The sequence below is a fragment of the Candidatus Albibeggiatoa sp. nov. BB20 genome (genome assembly GCA_016744725.1).
Lineage (GTDB): Bacteria > Pseudomonadota > Gammaproteobacteria > Beggiatoales > Beggiatoaceae > Albibeggiatoa.
In genome coordinates this window covers 1-18,982 of sequence record JADGDW010000089.1, presented here as the reverse complement: position 1 = coordinate 18,982, position 18,982 = coordinate 1, and the positions used below count along the sequence as shown (strand labels likewise).

The following is an 18,982-nucleotide window of genomic DNA, read 5'->3' as shown; positions in this document are numbered from 1 at the left end:
GGTGTACATACCAGGGCGTTTACGGACGGGGTCTAAACCTGTTAGGACTTCAAGGTCGGCAGCATCATAGCTTTGTGTCATTCAAATCCCTTTTTGAATTTTGAATTAGGAGTTTAAGTCATTCCTTATTTTATTAAGGATTCAGACCAATTTTCAAGTTAAGCTCGTAGGATTCTACATGTTACACAGACAAAATAAATATTGCATTCCTAGTCATTTAACATTGTTGAACCAACGTTCTTTTTTGTATCTTCAAGACTACAGAACCTGTTTTGTGCGTGTTGATTCTGGACGGTTGTTATATAGTCAATTTCGTTTTGGGTATTAGGACTGGCAGTCCTATAAAACTTTAAATATCAATCACTTTTAAAACTAAGGATTGCCAGTCCTGCATCATCCTAGAATAAAACGACTATACCTTTTTTTTCAGAGGTTGTTCAATCAATTTAGTACGCATTAAACATTCACGGATTTCGCTTAATAATTCGTCCCGTCGATAATCGCCTTTTTGAAACACTTTTTCAACTCGATTATTCAACATATTTCGTTCTTCGATGGTCATATCTTTCGCGGTTAAAACCACAACAGGAATCTGTCGCCACTCTGGTTCTTTACGTAATTTAGTGATTAATTCAAAACCATCCATTTCAGGCATCATCAAATCAGATAAAATCAAATCAGGGCGACTTTGTAATAAACTCTCTAATGCAAGCTGACCATTTTCACTGGTTTCCACTTGCCAACCAATTTTTTGTAACATGGTTTCAATCAATTTTCGTGTGACATCATCATCTTCAACCACAAGAATTTTTTGCAAATTTTCATCATTGGTTAGATATTTACGCAAAATACGGTTTAATTCATCACGATTAACAGGTTTCGTCAAATATTCCGATGCACCCAAGGAATAACCAATACTTTTATCTTCAACCAATGACACCATGATGACAGGAATTTTTGTTAATATGGGATCACTTTTCAGTTCAGACAACACCATCCAACCATCCATCCCCGGCATCATCACATCTAAAGTAATCGCATGAGGTTGATATTTACGCGCCAATTCCAGTCCATCATGGCCATTTTCAGCCGTAATCACTTCAAAACCTAGCTTTTTAATATAGTTTTGTAACAATTCACGTACAATCGCATCATCATCAATAATCAGTACCGTATTACCTGCTTGCTGAGGCAATTTGGCACGTTTTGGTGCATTTAAACCATTAATCAGCGGCTCTTGATCCGTCATGACGTAAGCCGGCAGTTGGATTGAGAAGCAACTACCGTGACCATATTCACTTTCAGCATCAATTTTACCGCCCATCATCTCCGCAAAACGTTGCGAAATGGTTAAACCTAAACCCGTGCCGCCATATCTACGAGTGGTTGAGGCATCTGCTTGAGTGAATGGTTGAAATAATTTCTGCATTTGTGCTGCTGTCATACCGATGCCTTCATCGGTCACTTTGAATTCAATCCAGTCTTGTTCAGGCATAATCTTGCGCGATACGCAAAAGGAAATATGGCCTTTTTCGGTAAATTTAGCCGCATTACTCAGCAAGTTAAATAACATTTGGCGTAACTTGGTTAAATCAGCGTGCATATTGCCGATTTCATCAGATATTTTAAGGCTTAAGCTATTTTCTCTGGTTTGAATCAATGGTTGAATTGTGCTGACTACATCGCCCACCATATCTTGAATTGAGAAAGTTTCTGCATAAAGCGTCATTTTGCCTGCTTCAATTTTAGAAATATCCAATACATCGTTGATTAATCCTAACAAATGTTTGCCTGCCGCATTAATTTTACGGACATCTGACACTAAATCATCATGGCCAAAATCAGCAATATCTTCTTCAAGCATTTCACTATAGCCCAGAATCGCATTTAACGGGGTGCGTAATTCATGGCTCATATTGGCGATAAATTGGCTTTTGATACGATTTGAATCTTCTGCTGCTTCTTTAGCTTTGAGTAAGGCTTCTTCAGCGCGTCTATGTTCGGAAATATCAATGATAATGCCGACTAAACCCGCAACACTGCCATCGGTGGTTTTAAACGTGCTGGTATTAAACGTGACATCATGCAATGAGCCATCTGCATATTGCACACGCTCTTCAATAATTTGCACCGCATCATTTTCACTGTTGAATAATGCCCTATCACGCTGCTCTTCTAACGAGGCATGTTCAGAAGGATAAATTTCTTGGGCGGTATGACCTACGATGTCAGATTCAGCTAACCCAATATATTTTTCAAAGCCACGATTACAACCTAAATACATACCTAAATTGTTTTTAAAAAAGATTGGACTGGGAATGCTATTGAGCAAGGTTTGGCGTAATGACAAGCTGTTTCGTTGTACTTCTTCAACTCGTTTGCGCTCTTGAATTTCGCGTTCAAGTCGATTGTTATTGTCAGCCAGTTCTTGAGTACGAATCGCGATTTCTTGTTCTAAATTATTACGAATGCTGGGTAATTCGGTTTCAACGCTACCTGCATGTTTGGTGGTTGTTTCCAAATGAATATACAGGCCATTATTTTCTTCTTCCAATGTTCGCAGGGCATCACTCAGTTGCTGCACTTGTTGGCGCAAAGCTAGGTTAACCGTATCAAGTTGCGAATTTCGCTGTTGTAGGCCATCTATTTGCTGTTGTAATTGCTCATTGTTTGAATTAATCAAGGTAGCTATCCCATAACTGCGAGCACAATTGTGCTTGTGAGGCTTATACAGTAACCTTAAAATTTATCATGCTTTTCACGGTAATTTATTATTTTATTTAGATAACCCAATCTATTTGATTGTTTTTGGGAATTTATAATCTAAAAATATAATCTATATAAATAAAGAAATATTTAAAAGTCTGCTTATAAAAATAAAATTTGGTAAAAACAATATCCAAGTCATTGACACGCTAAAAATCAACACTTCACATCTACTTTATTCAGTCATCAATAACTATACCATATTAATGTGATTGAAATTTTACGAACAATCATTTGTCTGTTAAGAATTTATTTATCGGCATCATCATGCTATTTCCATACTCATTTTACTTTGCAAATGGCTTATTCATCAGTCATACTAAAGGTTATTAAATTAATGGCTTAGGGGGATTTGTCATGATAATCACTGTACTTGGTATGTTATCAAAATTCATGGGAAAACTAATGACAGTTATGCTAAAAACTTGGCATCACACTTTTGCTGCAACAAAATCGACATGGACGCACGTTGCTAATGATTTATATGGTTTTATTCACTATGGTATGCAAAATATGCTTTTGGCATTGAAATAAATTTTACCTTTTTAATACAATGCCTTGCTTGACTATATTTTTAATCAAGGCAATATACCAAATATAACCTTATTATTAGTATTTTTATCCTATCAGCTCATGCCTGCTATCATTTCTGTGAACCATGAAAATCCATCGATTATAAGTATTAATTGTGTCAATTGTTAACAAGCAACTTTACTGATGTTTAGATAATTTCTGGTATTTTCCATGCTAAACTGATGACAGGTCTCTTAACGATAATAGAAAGTGCTACACCATGAGCTTATTAATGGAAGCCCTTAAAAAAGCGGAACAATCAAAACAACAAACTTCCACCCCAGACGAAGTCCCCAACAATACGCCTACTGAAGAAATCACACCTGAAAAACCTGCTGAATCCCAATCAAATGATACTGTATTGCTTGAGCAGCAATTAGAGCAAGTTGAGTCGATAGAAATCCCCAATATTAACGAAACTGTAGAGATTGAAGACCCGAATAGCATATTCAATAATTTAGAGGAATTAGACTGGCATTTTGATAATGAAGACGCTATAGAGCTTCCTATTATTGAACAAACTGAATCTATTGATGTATCCGATATGCCTTTAGAATTGGCATCAGTAGAACAAACGCCAGAAATATCTCAAACGCCATTATTAGAGCAAGCAGAGCGTGCTTCTGAGGAAATAGCAGATTTAACTGAAGCTCAACTCAATACTGAACCAGAGGAAATACAAAAATTTAATGTTGTTCAAACTGAAAATATTGCTGCTTTAGATCATGATAGTTTGAAATGGGATGCTGCTATATTTGCACCAGATAGACCAGAGTCAATTCACCAATATGCACCAAAACCTGAAGAAAATCTATCCCCTACTCTTGACACAGAATCAGCGAATTTGGGTCAACTTGAGTTCAATTTAAATGAGCCACAAACAACCCAGCCTTTAGCTAAACCTGAGCTGAATCCTGAGATCATCCGTCCAGACCCATTGACCGCTAAGCGTGTTTTGCTTGCAACAGCCCCTTCTCCCTATCATAGAAATTATAAACGTTCTGCTTTATTTACGGTTTTATTACTGACATTGCTGTTAGGTCTAGGGTTTAGTGCTTATTATTTTTATCAATTAAATTCAGATGGCCCATTCATCCAACTGGCCGATTTTAATCCAAAGCAAATTTGGCAAAATCCTGTGCCAAAGCCTACCATACTCCCAGAATCAACCGAACCTCCTGTGACCCAAACTGTTATAGAAGCCAATCTGAGTGAGGAAATTGAACCTAAGCATCAAACTTTTATGGAAAAGGCAAAGTCATTATTATCTGAGGTAATATCAGAAGTGCCTATTGCCTCAGGCTTAAGCACACCGATTCAATACAAACCCGTCATTGCTGAAGGGATTGAAATTATTGAACCTGTGCAACGTACGACTACGGTTACTCAAGTCCAACAACCACTTATTACTAAATCAATTATTGATTCCTTAGATGAAGAACAGCCACGCCCATTGCCTCAGCAACAAGGCAGTAAAGATATTAAAATTAAGAAAGTATCTCGCAATACACAGCATTTACACAATCAGTTAAATCAGGCTTATCAAGCATTTCAAGCAGGAAAAAATCAAAAAGCCAAACGATTGTATCAACAAGTATTAAATACAAACGATAAAAATCGTGATGCCTTACTCGGCTTAGCCGCCATTGCCCAACGTAATCAGCAAACCCAAGCCGCAGAATATTATTACCAGCAAATTTTAAAATATTATCCAAATGATAGTTTGGCTCAACTGGGGCTTAGCTCTGTACAACAACAATCCCCGCGTTCATCGGAAAGCCAAATAAAAATCTTGCTTGACCAATCGCCTCAATCAGCTTATCTACATTTTAGTTTAGGTAATGTGTATGCTCAGCAAGAACGCTGGCGAGAGGCACAACAAGCCTATTTTGATGCGTATCGTTTTGATGAGAAGAAAGCAGATTATGCTTATAATTTAGCTGTTAGCTTAGAATATTTACATCAATCAAAAGCAGCTGTACCTTTTTATCAAAAAGCATTACAACTCAGCCAAGGACAAGCGATTCAATTTAATCCTGCTCAAGTCGAAAAACGGATTCAACAACTGACACCATAATTAGATTATTTTCAAATAACGTTGAAATCTAAAAATACAATTAGAATTGTATTTTTAAAAGTCCCAATTAATTTTTAATTTACAATGAGTTATATACAGATGCGCATTTATGGCAAAAACGGCGTAAATTGTATACTATGGCAGAAGCTGTGAAAAAGCTACTTTAAATAGATTTCAATGATATAATGAACTATTAGTTAGGCGTAATTTCACCATGAATGAGGCGGGCCTTTTGTCTATTCATTCACTGGATAATAGATTGGTTGTAGGCATCTCTGCAATCGGGCAACACCGCATAGTAGACAACGATGACTAGAGTGAGAACCCCTAAAACTGCTCGGATTATGATTATTGATCGTTCAGAAGTCGCACGATCGATCATTTCACATATACTCCAAAAGGAAATGCAAGATGCTTATATTGTCACCTGTGGCAGTGCTGAGGAAGCGTTAGAGTATTTACACCGAGAAAAGTTTGATTTAATTACGACTTCACTCCTACTGCCAGGTTTAGATGGCCTCGACTTGTGCCATGAAATCCGCAAAAGTGAAAAACAACACTTAACCCCTGTGATTGTCGTCTCCAGCGATGCAGACACACGTTTATTACGGGAAGGTTTTTCCGCTGGTGTAACCGATTATTTTAATAAATCTCTAGGCTATAAAAAGTTAGTTGAATTTATTAAAGATGTATCTCAACGTCACTCAGGCTTAGTCGGCCGGGTTTTATACGTTGAGGACAGTTTAGGCACAGCACAAGCGACCCAAACCTTGATGGAAAAGCATGGCTTGTATATCACCCATGTTACCAGTGCTGAGAAAGCCTTAGAATTATTAAAAACAGCAACAACAGACCCTGATTCTGCGGGTGAAGAAGGAGAAGGCTACGATGTGGTTTTTTCTGATTTCTTCTTAGAAGGGCAGATGACAGGCGGTGATTTGTTGTATGCGATTCGTACCCAACTGCATTATTCACGTCAAGAAATGCCTGTATTGATTATCACCATTGATGATAACAGGCAATGTCAGGCCGAAATTTTCCACGCAGGTGCGAATGATTTTGTGACTAAGCCGATTACGGAAGAAGTGTTAATTGCGCGGCTGAAAACATTGTTATTGATAAAACATCAGCATAATGTATTACGCCGTTATTCGCGCGACATGTATCATTTAGCCACCACTGATAGTTTAACTGGGGTGCGAAATAAGCGTTTCTTGTTAGATGAAGCCACAGGCTTTATTGGTCAACACCCCAATATGTGTTTGATGATGATTGATATTGACCATTTTGAAATTATCAATGATGTTCAAGGGCATATTGTTGGCGATCATATTTTGCATGTGATTGGTCGATTCTTAAATGAATTCTTTGATGATGACGCGATGGTGGTGCGTTTTGCTGGGAAAAAATTTACCGTATTAATCGCTGATGCTGATTTAGAAAAAGGTAAAAGTTTAGCTGAAACCTTGCGGATTAATATGATGGGTTTAAAGCCAGAAGGCTTGGACGTGACCGTGAGTATTGGTCTCACAGCAAGCGAAGGGGTAAAAGATGTGACCTTACCCACCTTAATTTCGGATGCAGACAATGCACTACATTCAGCACAAATCCAAGGCTATAACCGAACCTGTTTGTGTGTCACCAATAAAAATATCACACCTGCTTAATCATAATACTGTCATGATTTGAAGCTGATTCGGAATGCAAGACCCATCTGCTCACGCAGCAAATTGCATTTCTGTGATCTTCATTGAATGACGGTGACTGCCAACCCACAATAGATTAGCAGCCCTTCGACATACTACTGAGCTGTATTACCTAAAATATCGCCTAATGGGGGCAATTCAGGTTCTGCATTGCGATTAGTTGAGAAATTACTCAAGGCATCTTCTAAGGAAAATACTGGGGTTTCAGCCTCTTCTATCACAGCCTTTTCCTCTGCGATTTTATATAACTCTGACGGTTGCTTAAATAAATAATTCGCTTTATAGCGTTGCAACTCATAAACCCATGGTGCTAATTTTTCATTCAGTTCAGCCACTTCTTTTTGTACTTCAACAGCAGATTTTAATTGCGGGGCTTCCTTGCCTTCCTCTAATTCCACAGGTGCGGGTTCAACGTAAGCGGCCGTAAATTTAGCGTAATACACATCATTTTGCTTCACTAAGTTAAGTGTGACTTGTAAACCATCATAAGCTGTAAATACGATTTGACGACTTGTTTCGCTGTTAATTGAATCCGAAACGCTGACATCTTCCATGGTTAAATTAGCTAAAAAATGTGCCATTTGATTAATGGAATAGCTTGAGCTAATCATGGCTTTTTCAGGTAAGTTAGCCATTTGATAATCACTGTCGCTCACATTCTCTTTAAAAATATGGATGATTTCTGCATTATTTTCACTAATAGTCAGTTCGCGAATTCGGCTGCTTTCCACATTAATAATATTTTTATCTAGCCAATCCTTAGCCTGTTTTTCTAACTGCAATAAACCTTCTACAGCCCAAGATTGCTGCTCTTCTGGTTTACGCACATAAATCTCACGTAAAGTATTATCACTACGTGCGATACGATCATAACCCACAATGAGGCTTGCAAGCGTGGTTTCGCCTTGATTTAACACAACTAAGGCAGAATCCACGTTTTTAATATTGACATCTTGTACGCCCAATGTGGCATAATTTTCAGGTTTCTGGGTCTTAGGTTCTACAATATTGAGACTTGCCACTCCTAGTAAAACATTACGCACGTTTTCTTCTTTAACAGGATAGCCTTGTTTATCAACCAATCCCCATGTGCCTGCTTCAAGTTGCACTGTAAATTTTGCACTACTGTTACTAATCTCGATATTGTCTACATCGTTTAATTTATCCATTAAGTTGGGAAACAGCTTGTTTTTTGATGAAGCTTGATCTGGAATCGGGGCTTTACTAGTTAACTCAACTGCAATACCAACAACGACAAATGCGATGGCAGCCAACAACATAAGTTTTTTCGGATTCATGAAATCTCCTCAATTATACTGTAGATAAAAACCTTCTTTTAACTATGCCCAATCTACGATTTTTCAAGTCTTGAACACGGAATTTTCAAAGGTTACTAAAATATTTTTTATTATAAATATAAATTATAAAGTTTATCATCATCTTATAAGACTATATTAGTATAATATGGTGCAGATGCACAAAAAAAATCAAAAGCACGTAGTTTTTTAAGTCAAATATCTTTAAAATGGTGAATGCTATTCCAAAGAAATTTTTCATCCGTTACTGGAAATTTATATGAATTTAGATAGAGTTGCTCCAGGTAAAAATATACCTGAAGAAGTAAATGTTATTATTGAAATTCCTGCACATAGCGATCCTGTTAAGTATGAAGTTGATAAAGAAACAGGTGCAATGTTTGTTGACCGTTTCATGAATGTTGCAATGCACTATCCTTGTAACTATGGTTATGTTCCTCATACGTTATCAGAAGATGGCGACCCTGTTGACGTATTAGTCATCACTCCAATTCCAGTGATTAGTGGTGCAGTCATCAAATGTCGTCCATTAGCATTATTGCGTATGGAAGATGAATCTGGCCCTGATGCAAAAGTACTTGCTGTGCCTGAAGATAAATTATCTACATTATATCGTCAAACTCGTGACATTGAAGATATTCGTCCAGAATTATTAAACCAAATTGCTCATTTCTTTGAGCGTTACAAAGATTTGGAAAATAATAAATGGGTCAAAGTAACTGGCTGGGAAGACGTTGAAGAAGCGAAAAAAGAAATCATGAGTTCTATTGATCGCTTTAATAGCGCCAAAGAAAAACCACATTTCTAAGTCGTCAGCTTTTAAAAAGCCTGTCAACATATCGAGTGTTTGGCGGGCTTTTTTATTTAACTCAAAGATATCAATGTTTGCCTTGTAGGTAAGTTGTAAGCTGTATTTACGTTTACCACCGCAAATGTTGAGATTTCTAGCCCTTTATCTGCTTGTAGTCTTTCCATGAGAACATTAAAGATTATGTTGTCGTCGAAGATGACATAACCCTCATTATTTGCCTCTCTCCTAGCTTCTCACTCAATATTTGATATAATTCGCTAATAGATTATCTATTCTGGATTGGAGTAAGTAAAAATGAATTCAAAAATATTATGTTTATTATTGTGTTACATTGCACCAAATGTGGTTTTTGCAGAAACAGAGCATCGTGAGCAAGGCGTTCATCAACATGGTATTGCAACGTTAAATATTGCCGTATCGCAGCCTGATTTGGTTATTGAACTAGAAACCCCTGCGTATAATATTCTGGGATTTGAACATTTGCCGCATAATCCTGAACAACAGCAATATGTGACAAAGCAATTAACAACGTTAAAGTCGTCTACATTGTTTGAATTAGATACTCAAGCAACATGTCTTTTACAATCTGTGGATATTCATAGCCCATTTGAAATTGAAGAACACGCTGAAGAAGCAAATCACCATCATGCTGAGGAACACGCCGAAGAAGAAGCAAATCACCATCATGCTGAAGAACACGCCGAAGAAGAAGCAAATCACCATCATGCTGAAGAACACGCCGAAGAAGCAGATCATCACGATGCTGAAGAACACCATACACATGAAACAGCAGAAGTGCATACTGATATAGAAGTAAAATACCATTACCAATGTCAATCCATGCCAATTTCGATTGAAATTAATAAGTTATTTAAACAATTCCCCCAGTTTGAAATGTTACATGCTCAATGGGTTACTGATACACTACAATCTGCTCAAGATTTGACTCCAAATAGCAGTCTTATTCAACTTAGATAGCATTCAATGAACAATCATGTTATTCAGTTACAGCAAGTTCAATTTCGTTGGACTAGGCAAGGTTCTGATATACTTAATATTCCTACTGTAGATATACAACAGGGACAACATGTTTTTATCTACGGTAAAAGCGGTTGTGGGAAAACCACCTTGCTTAATTTGATTGCAGGTATTCATCGCCCTCAAGTTGGCACAGTGGAAGTGTTAAATACCAATCTCAATTTACTTTCCGCAACGCGACGCGACCAATTTAGAGCCGATCATTTTGGTATTATTTTTCAGCAATTTAATTTATTGCCCTATCTATCAGTATTAGAAAATGTGTTACTGCCCTGCTATTTTTCAGCAAAACGCAAATCTAAAGCAGGCAAATACATTCAAACGGCATTACGTTTACTAGATGAATTACAGATTGCAGAAAATCAAATACATCAATCTATACAAAAACTCAGTGTTGGTCAGCAGCAACGTATCGCTGTTGCACGAGCTTTGATAGGACAACCTGAAATTATTATTGCAGATGAACCCACTTCGGCATTGGATGCGGATAACCAACAACGTTTTATAGAGCTTTTATTTACTGAGGCACAACAACAAAATAGTACCGTGATTTTCGTGAGTCATGACTTGCAATTAGCCCGTTCTTTCTCCACAGTGCTTGAATTATCAGCATTTAATCAGGCAACAATATGATGATTATTTTTAAACTTGCTGCGAAAAGTGCGTGGAATCGTAAAGTCAGTTTGTCTCTTGCAATGCTGTCAATTGCGATCAGTATTTTATTATTGTTGGGTGTCGATCAAATTCGTAAACAAGCAAAAGCAAGCTTTATCAATACCATTACTCAAACGGATTTAATTGTCGGTGCGCGTAGTGGCTCAATTAATTTGCTGCTTTATAGTGTATTTAGAATCGGTAATGCCACCAATAATATTTCATATCAATCCTATCAAGAACTCGCAGCTTTGCCCGTTGTTAAATGGACGATTCCGATTTCTTTAGGTGACTCACATCGTGGATTTCGGGTCATGGGTACAAATCAAGACTATTTTCGATATTATCGTTATGCTGATAATCAATCGCTCCGTTTTCAACAAGGACACATGTTTGATGATATTTATGATGCGGTGATTGGTTGGGATGTCGCACAATCACTACATTATCAGTTACAGCAAGACATCGTTCTCACCCATGGCTTAATGCCAACTCAATTTAATCAACATCTTGATAAACCTTTTAGAGTTGTCGGTATTTTAAAACCAACAGGCACAGCCATTGATCGAACAATTCATGTTTCTTTACAAGGGATTGAAGCAATTCATGTCGATTGGCAAGCAGGGACACAATCGCCTATCCATATTACGGCACAACAAGCTCGACATATGAATTTAGAACCTAAGGCTATTACTGCATTTATGCTGGGTTTGGAACGTAAGATTGATACATTTAGTCTACAGCGCAAAATTAACCAATATAAGGCAGAACCATTACTCGCCATTTTACCGGGCGCAACACTGGCTCGGCTCTGGCAGACCATTGGGCAATTTGAACGCATTTTATTCATGATATCGGGATTGGTTTTAATAGCGGGGCTGATTGGATTACTCACAACCTTGCTGACTACGTTGAATGAACGGCGACGTGAAATGGCAATATTACGTGCAATTGGTGCTCATGCTTATCATATATTGTTACTTTTTTTATTAGAAGCATTGCTCGTGGTTATGGGAGGATGCTTATTTGGAATCGGACTTTTATATAGCCTACAAAGTATGATTCAGCCGTGGATAGTAGAATGGTATGGGATTCAATTTAGCGTAAGCCCACTTGATTCTGAACAAGGTTTGATTTTATTAATTGCCATTGGTTTAGCAATGCTATTGAGTTTAATCCCCGGTTGGATTGCCTATCAGCATTCTTTACAAGATGGATTAACGGTAAAAGTGTAATATGTTTAAATATTTAAAATTAGGTTTAATCTGCTGCTTACTCATTGCGTGTGAACAAGAAACAAGTAATGGTTTAACGCCTGAAGAATTAGCAATCGAAGCTCCAACACAAATAGGTTGGAAAGATTTGATTCCAGCTGATTATTCAGCAGAGGCAATTTTCGCCAAATATGAAACCCAACTGAATGCTTTTGAAGATGATGATCCTCAAGCTGAAGAGATGTATCAGCAAATGATGAGTGAAATTAATAATGCCCCACCCAATCCCCAAATGAATCAAAAACATATTAAATTACCGGGATTTGTTGCACCGTTGAAGTTTGAGGCAGGTAAAATTACAGAGTTTTTGCTCGTTCCTTATTTTGGTGCGTGCATTCATGTCCCGCCGCCACCTATGAATCAGATTGTATTAATTAAAACTGAGAAAAATCAGGGGATAGACACAGAGCAAGCCTATTCACCCATTTGGGTCATCGGTACAATTAAGCTTGAACAACAACAAACTAAGATTGGTAACGCAGGCTATCGTATTGAAAATGCACTAACAGAAATGTATGAGTTTGAAATATTATAGAACCCATTTGACATCTACAATGATAATATTTTTACCATTAAGACGCAGAGCGGCTGGGCTGCATTCCAATGGAGAGAGCTTGTAAAAGAACCTCATTTTTTGCAGCCTCAGACCGTTGGAACGAGAAAACGAGACATACAGGGCAATCGTATTAAAATAATCGCTTGCTTTCACGGAGGCATAACGTTTAAGTTTTGAGGCGGCAGCTGAGCGTCTCAGCCTCCAACTACCCGTAAGACCTGCTTTCCATTGGCTTATGTGTGTCAGTAACGAGCATATGGTTCTCGCTTGGACACAAACGCAAATCGTTGCCTAGGATGTCAAGTTAGTTTCTATTCATCCACATGATGCATGACATACTCACAATACCCTTCGGATACCTTACAGAAAAATACCCATCTAGTGCTTTCCTCCGCATAAATAGTTGGTTGGAAACCTTTTTTACGCCTGCGGGCAACTGTTTTTTCCCAATTAACAAACGGCGTATTAACAACGATATACTGACGAGTACGTGAGGCAAATAACATATATTCTGAGGGTGAAAACGAGAACTTACCATCAGATATATTAATATCCAAGTTATTCGATGTGTGAATGTCATATGCAGATGGAGGAAGAATATTAGGAAGCCAACCGCGTCCAAATAAGTGATCAGTACGTGCAGCTTCGAGCGTTGCATACTGATTCGTAACAATACTATTTGGGAATAATAGTAGAATTCCGAAAATTCCAGCAATGAGGCAGGATATTATGATAGTTATTCCACCAACTAAATATTTCATATAGTGATCTCATCATTAGGTTTTCTGGAATGAGAATTGTTGTGACTTTTTGTATTCAACTCCATAAACTGTTATGTCTCCGAATGTGGTGTGCCAACAAAGTTTTTTTCCACTAGATACGTATTTATTTTTTCCTACTTGTTGAACTTTGGTTTTCTGCACACGTTGTTGCGCCCAATCAGTTAGTACTTCATTCCCATTTGCCGTAGCTCTTCTATTGCTCGTTGTTCCGCTTCTGCTGCTTTGCTTATCTCCGCACTTTCTACTATTTCTAGTATCGCTTCCATTCGTGCTTTCAACTTGGGATGACGATTGATTTTTTCGTAATATGCTCGTTCTTCTTCTGTAGACATCCGCTTTCTCCTTTTCAGCTTTTTCTTTCAGCTTAGCTTGTTTTATTCTCTATATCCAGAAAACCGCACTTTTGTTCACACCCCTATAAAGCCACTACTCAAAGTACCAATATTTATCTTGTAGGTAGGTTGTAAGCAGTATTTTCGCTCACGTTGGCCACATCAAGCATTATGGTTTGCTAACATTGTCCATCTGTTCCAATACTAATTATAATCTTTCCATGAAAGCCTTAAGGATTATGTTGTCGTCGAAATCGAAAATGACATAACCCTCATTACTTGCCTGTTTCTTAATTCCTCATCAAAACTGTCCGAATCATTGAAATATTTAACCACAAAAATAAGTTAAGCAGGCAATGCTTGTTGTAAAAAATTAGGCAAAGCAAAGCTGGCCTGATGTATTTCTGCATTGTAGTATAAAGTTTCAAACTTAAGGTTTTTTGCATCATCCTGACGGAACTGAGTTAAATCACCTTGTCCTGCAATTGTGCCTGTCCACCAGCCTGAAGGATATGACATTACAAAAAATTGTAAGCTACGTGTATTTGTAAATCCTGCGTCACGTTGTGCCTTATGAATTGATTGCAATAATGGCAAATGAATTAAAGGCGACTCACTTTGTTGAATCAATAAACCGTGCTCACCTAATACGCGGCGACATTGTGTATAAAATGCCACATTAAATAAGCCTTCACCAGGGCCAATAGGATCAGTGCTATCTACAATGATAATATCTGCGCTATCATCAGCAGCATTCTGCATCCACTTGATTCCATCATCAAATAATAAAGTTGCGCGTGGATCATTATTTGATTCACATAATTCGGGGAAGTATTTCTCAGAAGCACGGGTTACAGCTTCATCAATATCTACTTGAGTCACTTGTTCCACATTAGGGTGTTTCAACACTTCACGTAAAGTACCACAATCTCCCCCCCCAATAATCACCACATTTTTAGGATTGGGATGAGCAAATAATATCGGATGAGTCATCATTTCATGATAAACAAAATTATCCCGTGAGGTCAGCATGGTAAATCCATCAATGACCATTAAGTTGCCAAATTTTTCAGTTTCATACACTTCTACTTTTTGAAATGGGCTTTGTTCTTCATGCAATTTGCGCTTAATTTTGAGAGAAAATGCAGAATCAGCTTTTTCATCAATTTCAGAGAACCAATTTGTATCTAATGCCATTGCGAGATACCTTTGCAGGAAAAAAAGTGAGGCTTATTATAAAACTTAGATCAGCATAGCTAAAGGTTTGCTTGCCAATATTTTTAAATAAAAGTATGCTTGGCAATACCAATTTAGTGATTATATCAAAAGGAATATGCCATGAAATACGAGTTGACCAACCCGTTTTCAACAACAATAAAGCACTGGCTGGCTTGGCTGATGCTGCTGATGTTGGTTTTTGCGATAAATCCCCGCATTCACGCTGCTAATCAATCCATCGAACTGTGTACTACACTTGATGGTTCTGAAAGTATTATCTCTAGTGATTTTCAAGTTCAATTAGAGGGTTTAGCCCAAGCATTAAGAGACCCCAGTGTTGTGCCACAGGATGGTAGCGTCACCGTTTCTATTGTACATTTTGCCACCGAAGCGCGGGTTGAAGTTGCCCCTACAGTGGTGACCAGTGCTGAGGTTGCAAACCAAATTGCGGAGCAAATCAGTAATATTAAACAAGAGGGCTTAGGAGAATTTACAGGTATTGCCCAAGCAATTGATTTATGTGCCCAACAGTTTAATTTTAACTCAGAAAAACAAGTCATTGATATTGTGACAGATGGCGCGCATAACCAAGATGGCGACCCAGCGGTGAGTGCGGATAATGCTATTGCTAAAGGGGTTGATGCGGTTAATTCTCTTGGTATTGGTAGTCAAATCGATACAGCAAAATTACGTGCCATGGTACGTCCTCAACCTGCTAGTGCTAATTTATCTCAAGATGGCTTTTTCTTCCAAATTTCAGACTATGAGCTGTTTGTGAGTGCGATTCGTGCCAAAATCTCTGCTGAAACAGGTCAAACTGTTGATTCCTATCCTTCTTCTATGCTGAGCTTAGGCGGTGGTTTATGTTTATCTTCAAGTGATAGTATTGTGCAAATTCAAACGTGTAACGGCAATCCAAATCAACAATGGGTTTTAGTTGGCAATCAATTTGTCAATCCAGCAGGTCAATGTTTAACCAGCTCTGTTGATGGCGGCAGTTTGAGTATTGCTGATTGCAATGGTGCGGCTAATCAAACATGGACGTTACAAGGCGATCAACTCGTTAATGGTTTAGGTCAATGTTTAGATGTGCCTGCAACGGATATTTATACCCATGGTGGCAAAGTTCAAACCTCAACATGTAATAGTGATTCTGCTCAAACTTGGCAATTAAGTGGCACACCATTATTAAATGGTACAGGTCGCTGCTTAGATATTCCAAATTGGGATGGCAATGGCAAAATTACCCATACTTGGGATTGTCATGCGGCTGAAAATCAACGCTGGATTTTAAATGGCTCACGTTTAGTCAATGATTATGGTCGTTGTTTAGATATTCATGCACCTGATGCGTATAACAATGGTGGTCAAGCACAAATTTGGGATTGCCGTAGCGACGCTGATGCAATTAATCAAAATTGGACATTGAATAGTAAAAATGAATTGGTTAACGGTACAGGCAAATGCTTAGATGTTGACGCAGTTCAAGCAGATGCCAATGCAGCAAAAGTGCAAAACTGGGATTGTAATGGTCAACTGAATCAAGAATGGCAATTCTTATTTGTAAATAGTTATAACGGTAATTTGAATGGTATTGTTAAAAATGCTGTTGATTTATCTGGTTTGAGTGCGGTGAATGTTGATGTTAAAGCGAATACTGTTTTGACTGCTAACAATGTGACAACCAATGATGGCAGTTATGATGTTACCAATGTACCAACCAAGCAAGGTGTGAGTGCTGAATTTAGCAAAGATGGTTATATCCCAGCTATTTACAATGATATTAACATCCAATTTGGGGACAGCTTAGCTTTAGACCAAGTATTGTTAATTCCTAATGAGTATTCGGGTGAAGGTACAATGACAGGTGCTGCGGTTAATGGTGTGACAGGTGGTGGTTTAGGTGATGTGGCACTCAATTTACGTGCAGGTATCAATACAAAAACAGGTGACATCGTAACAAGTACGGTTAGTGCTGATGATGGTTCATATCAATTACAAGCTAATGGTGGCAATTACACATTAGAAGCGTCTAAATTAGGTTTTGTAACCAATTATACCAACGTCGTTGTATTAGGTGGTGAAACCCGCCCAGAGCAAAATGTCACTTTAGTCCCTATTTTGGGTAGCGGTGAAGTACGTGCGGTACTCACTTGGGGCAAAACACCGTCTGATTTAGATGCTCACGTAACAGGACCTTTAGCTAATGGCGACCGTTTCCATGTATTCTGGCCAACAATTCAACGTGGTAGTTTAGACACCACACCTTTTGCACAATTAGATGTGGATGATGTATTCAGCTACGGACCTGAAACGATTACTTTAGCTCAAACTAATTTGGCGGGTGTTTATCGTTACTCAGTGCATGATTACAGCAACCGTAACTCTAGCAGCAGCAAAGGTCTGGCAAATGCTGGCGCACAAGTCAATATTTATAATGAATATGGCTTGATTGCAACTTTGAATGTGCCAAATCAAAGCGGTACTTTATGGACAGTATTTGAAATCCGTGAAGGTCAATTGCGCTTAGTCAATGATATGACACATGAAAGCGATAGCCGTAGTATTAAACGTGGTGTTGATGTTGTTGTTGACACTGACTCAGACGTGATTAATAAATTAAGTAAGTAATAATCTGTTGATTGTTAAAGGGTGTGTTTATCATTTATTGTAGACACGCCCTTTTTATTTGTAAAATAGAACCACATACCCACTTCAGCTTATCGCTTTAAAAGTCCATGATTGAGATTTGTTTTTAATTTATATATATGATTTTTAAGGGAAATATTAGGATTGTTTTATGAGTAAGCAACCGCTAGATGAAACTGAGCTACAAACGTTTCGTCAAGCTATGCAGGGTCTTAAAGGTTTGAAACCCATCCATTGCGATGTTGTTACACCCGAACCAACAAAAGTCGCGGCGATTCCACGTCAACGAGAACGAGAAATCCTCAGTATTCGTGATGAAATGATGTCGGATACATACGACCCTTATGACTTGGAAACAGGGGATGAGCTTGTATTCATACGCATGGGAGTGCAGCGCAGTGTATTACGTAAGTTACGTCGTGGATTGTATAGCGTTAGAGCAGAATTAGATTTACATGGCATGATTGTGCCTGAGGCGCGTGAAGCCGTGGCCTATTTTTTACATGAGTGCAAAATTAATCAATATCGCTGTATCAGAATTGTACATGGTAAAGGCTATGGCTCTTGGAATAAGCTGCCTGTTTTGAAAGGAAAATTAAATCGTTGGTTACAGCAAAGAGATGAAGTGCTTGCTTTTTGTTCTGCGAGGCAATTTGATGGAGGGACAGGCGCAGTTTATGTGCTGCTAAAACGAAATTAGCCAAAGACAATTTTGCAATCATCTTTGGCCAATGGTATCAACTTAGATTATCTAAGTGATTTTATTTAGCTTCTTCTTCAGCAGCTTTAGGAGGTACTGGCGCACCATAACCATAAGGAGCTGGTGGGTAAGGGTAAGGTGCTGCTGGAGCTGGGTAGCCACCACCATAAGGATTGCCATAACCGCCGCCATAAGGATTGCCATAGCCGCCGCCATAAGGGTTGTTGCCATAACCGCCGCCATTGTAACCATAGCCATTATTACCTTGGCCACTACCATAACCGTTACCACGACCATTGCCACGGATACCGAAGTTCATGTCAAAGTTGCCGTCACCAAAGCCAGAGCCGTCGAAAGGACCCCAGTTGTTATAGCCATTGCCATAATTAGAACCACTCCAAGGAGCACCGCCCCAACCACCAGGACCACCCCAACTACCAGGACCCCACCATGCTTGAGCAGGTGCAGAAACTGTAGCAGCGCCGATAACTGCTGATAAAGCTAAAATTTTTGCGAATTTCATAATCTGT

At 38.4% G+C, this 18,982-nt stretch carries 15 protein-coding genes; 9 read left to right on the top strand and 6 right to left on the bottom strand.

Annotation, left to right across the window (positions count from 1 at the left end; genetic code table 11):
* Window positions 1-412: 412 nt before the first annotated feature.
* Window positions 413-2,683: a response regulator gene (locus ABXH34_RS11020; RefSeq protein WP_353571937.1), complete on the bottom strand. Its 2,271-nt coding sequence runs from the start codon at window positions 2,681-2,683 to the stop codon at window positions 413-415.
* Between the two features lie 876 nt (window positions 2,684-3,559).
* On the opposite strand from ABXH34_RS11020, the gene ABXH34_RS11015 reads away from it, so the two are divergent.
* Window positions 3,560-5,416, top strand: a complete 1,857-nt coding sequence (locus tag ABXH34_RS11015) for a tetratricopeptide repeat protein (protein WP_353571936.1) — start codon at window positions 3,560-3,562, stop codon at window positions 5,414-5,416.
* A 308-nt stretch (window positions 5,417-5,724) separates the two neighbouring features.
* The gene (locus ABXH34_RS11010; RefSeq protein ID WP_353571935.1) at window positions 5,725-7,083 is read left to right on the top strand and encodes a GGDEF domain-containing response regulator; all 1,359 of its coding nucleotides are present in this window, start codon (window positions 5,725-5,727) and stop codon (window positions 7,081-7,083) included.
* Between the two features lie 134 nt (window positions 7,084-7,217).
* On the opposite strand, the gene ABXH34_RS11005 is transcribed toward ABXH34_RS11010, so the two are convergent.
* Complete coding sequence (locus ABXH34_RS11005; protein WP_353571934.1) at window positions 7,218-8,420, bottom strand: DUF4340 domain-containing protein; 1,203 nt, start codon at window positions 8,418-8,420, stop codon at window positions 7,218-7,220.
* A gap of 277 nt (window positions 8,421-8,697) precedes the next feature.
* Here ABXH34_RS11005 and ppa point away from each other — a divergent pair, with 277 nt between their 5' ends.
* The 5 genes from ppa (at window position 8,698) to ABXH34_RS10980 (ending at window position 12,750) form a co-directional block, all read left to right on the top strand.
* A complete protein-coding gene (gene ppa / locus ABXH34_RS11000; protein ID WP_353571933.1) occupies window positions 8,698-9,246 on the top strand; it encodes an inorganic diphosphatase in 549 nt (182 codons plus the stop codon).
* 297 nt (window positions 9,247-9,543) lie between these two features.
* On the top strand, window positions 9,544-10,227 hold the full coding sequence (locus ABXH34_RS10995) for a ZrgA family zinc uptake protein (protein WP_353571932.1): 684 nt from the start codon (window positions 9,544-9,546) through the stop codon (window positions 10,225-10,227).
* A 6-nt stretch (window positions 10,228-10,233) separates the two neighbouring features.
* Window positions 10,234-10,920, top strand: a complete 687-nt coding sequence (locus ABXH34_RS10990) for an ABC transporter ATP-binding protein (protein WP_353571931.1) — start codon at window positions 10,234-10,236, stop codon at window positions 10,918-10,920.
* Window positions 10,917-12,176: an ABC transporter permease gene (locus ABXH34_RS10985; RefSeq protein WP_353571930.1), complete on the top strand. Its 1,260-nt coding sequence runs from the start codon at window positions 10,917-10,919 to the stop codon at window positions 12,174-12,176. Before ABXH34_RS10990 ends, ABXH34_RS10985 begins: the two co-directional genes overlap by 4 nt.
* Window position 12,177: 1 nt before the next feature.
* A complete protein-coding gene (locus tag ABXH34_RS10980) occupies window positions 12,178-12,750 on the top strand; it encodes a DUF3299 domain-containing protein (protein ID WP_353571929.1) in 573 nt (190 codons plus the stop codon).
* 332 nt (window positions 12,751-13,082) lie between these two features.
* Here the strand turns inward: ABXH34_RS10980 and ABXH34_RS10975 are convergent, their stop codons facing one another.
* The 3 genes from ABXH34_RS10975 to speE all read right to left on the bottom strand — a co-directional run bounded on the left by ABXH34_RS10975 (window position 13,083) and on the right by speE (window position 15,082).
* Window positions 13,083-13,532 (bottom strand): YbbD-related protein, encoded by a 450-nt coding sequence (locus ABXH34_RS10975; RefSeq protein ID WP_353571928.1) that lies wholly within the window; start codon window positions 13,530-13,532, stop codon window positions 13,083-13,085.
* Window positions 13,533-13,714: 182 nt separating this feature from the next.
* Window positions 13,715-13,885 (bottom strand): hypothetical protein, encoded by a 171-nt coding sequence (locus ABXH34_RS10970; RefSeq protein WP_353571927.1) that lies wholly within the window; start codon window positions 13,883-13,885, stop codon window positions 13,715-13,717.
* Window positions 13,886-14,230: 345 nt separating this feature from the next.
* Entirely contained in the window at window positions 14,231-15,082 is an 852-nt protein-coding gene (speE, locus tag ABXH34_RS10965; protein WP_353571926.1) for a polyamine aminopropyltransferase, read from the bottom strand.
* Window positions 15,083-15,223: 141 nt separating this feature from the next.
* Between speE and ABXH34_RS10960 the strand changes: the two genes are divergently transcribed.
* Both ABXH34_RS10960 and ABXH34_RS10955 read left to right on the top strand, forming a co-directional pair.
* Window positions 15,224-17,734, top strand: a complete 2,511-nt coding sequence (locus ABXH34_RS10960) for a ricin-type beta-trefoil lectin domain protein (protein ID WP_353571925.1) — start codon at window positions 15,224-15,226, stop codon at window positions 17,732-17,734.
* A 169-nt stretch (window positions 17,735-17,903) separates the two neighbouring features.
* Window positions 17,904-18,452: a Smr/MutS family protein gene (locus ABXH34_RS10955; protein ID WP_353571924.1), complete on the top strand. Its 549-nt coding sequence runs from the start codon at window positions 17,904-17,906 to the stop codon at window positions 18,450-18,452.
* Between the two features lie 61 nt (window positions 18,453-18,513).
* Here ABXH34_RS10955 and ABXH34_RS10950 read toward each other — a convergent pair.
* Window positions 18,514-18,982: hypothetical protein (locus ABXH34_RS10950; protein WP_353571923.1), on the bottom strand; the 469-nt coding region annotated here is incomplete at its 5' end.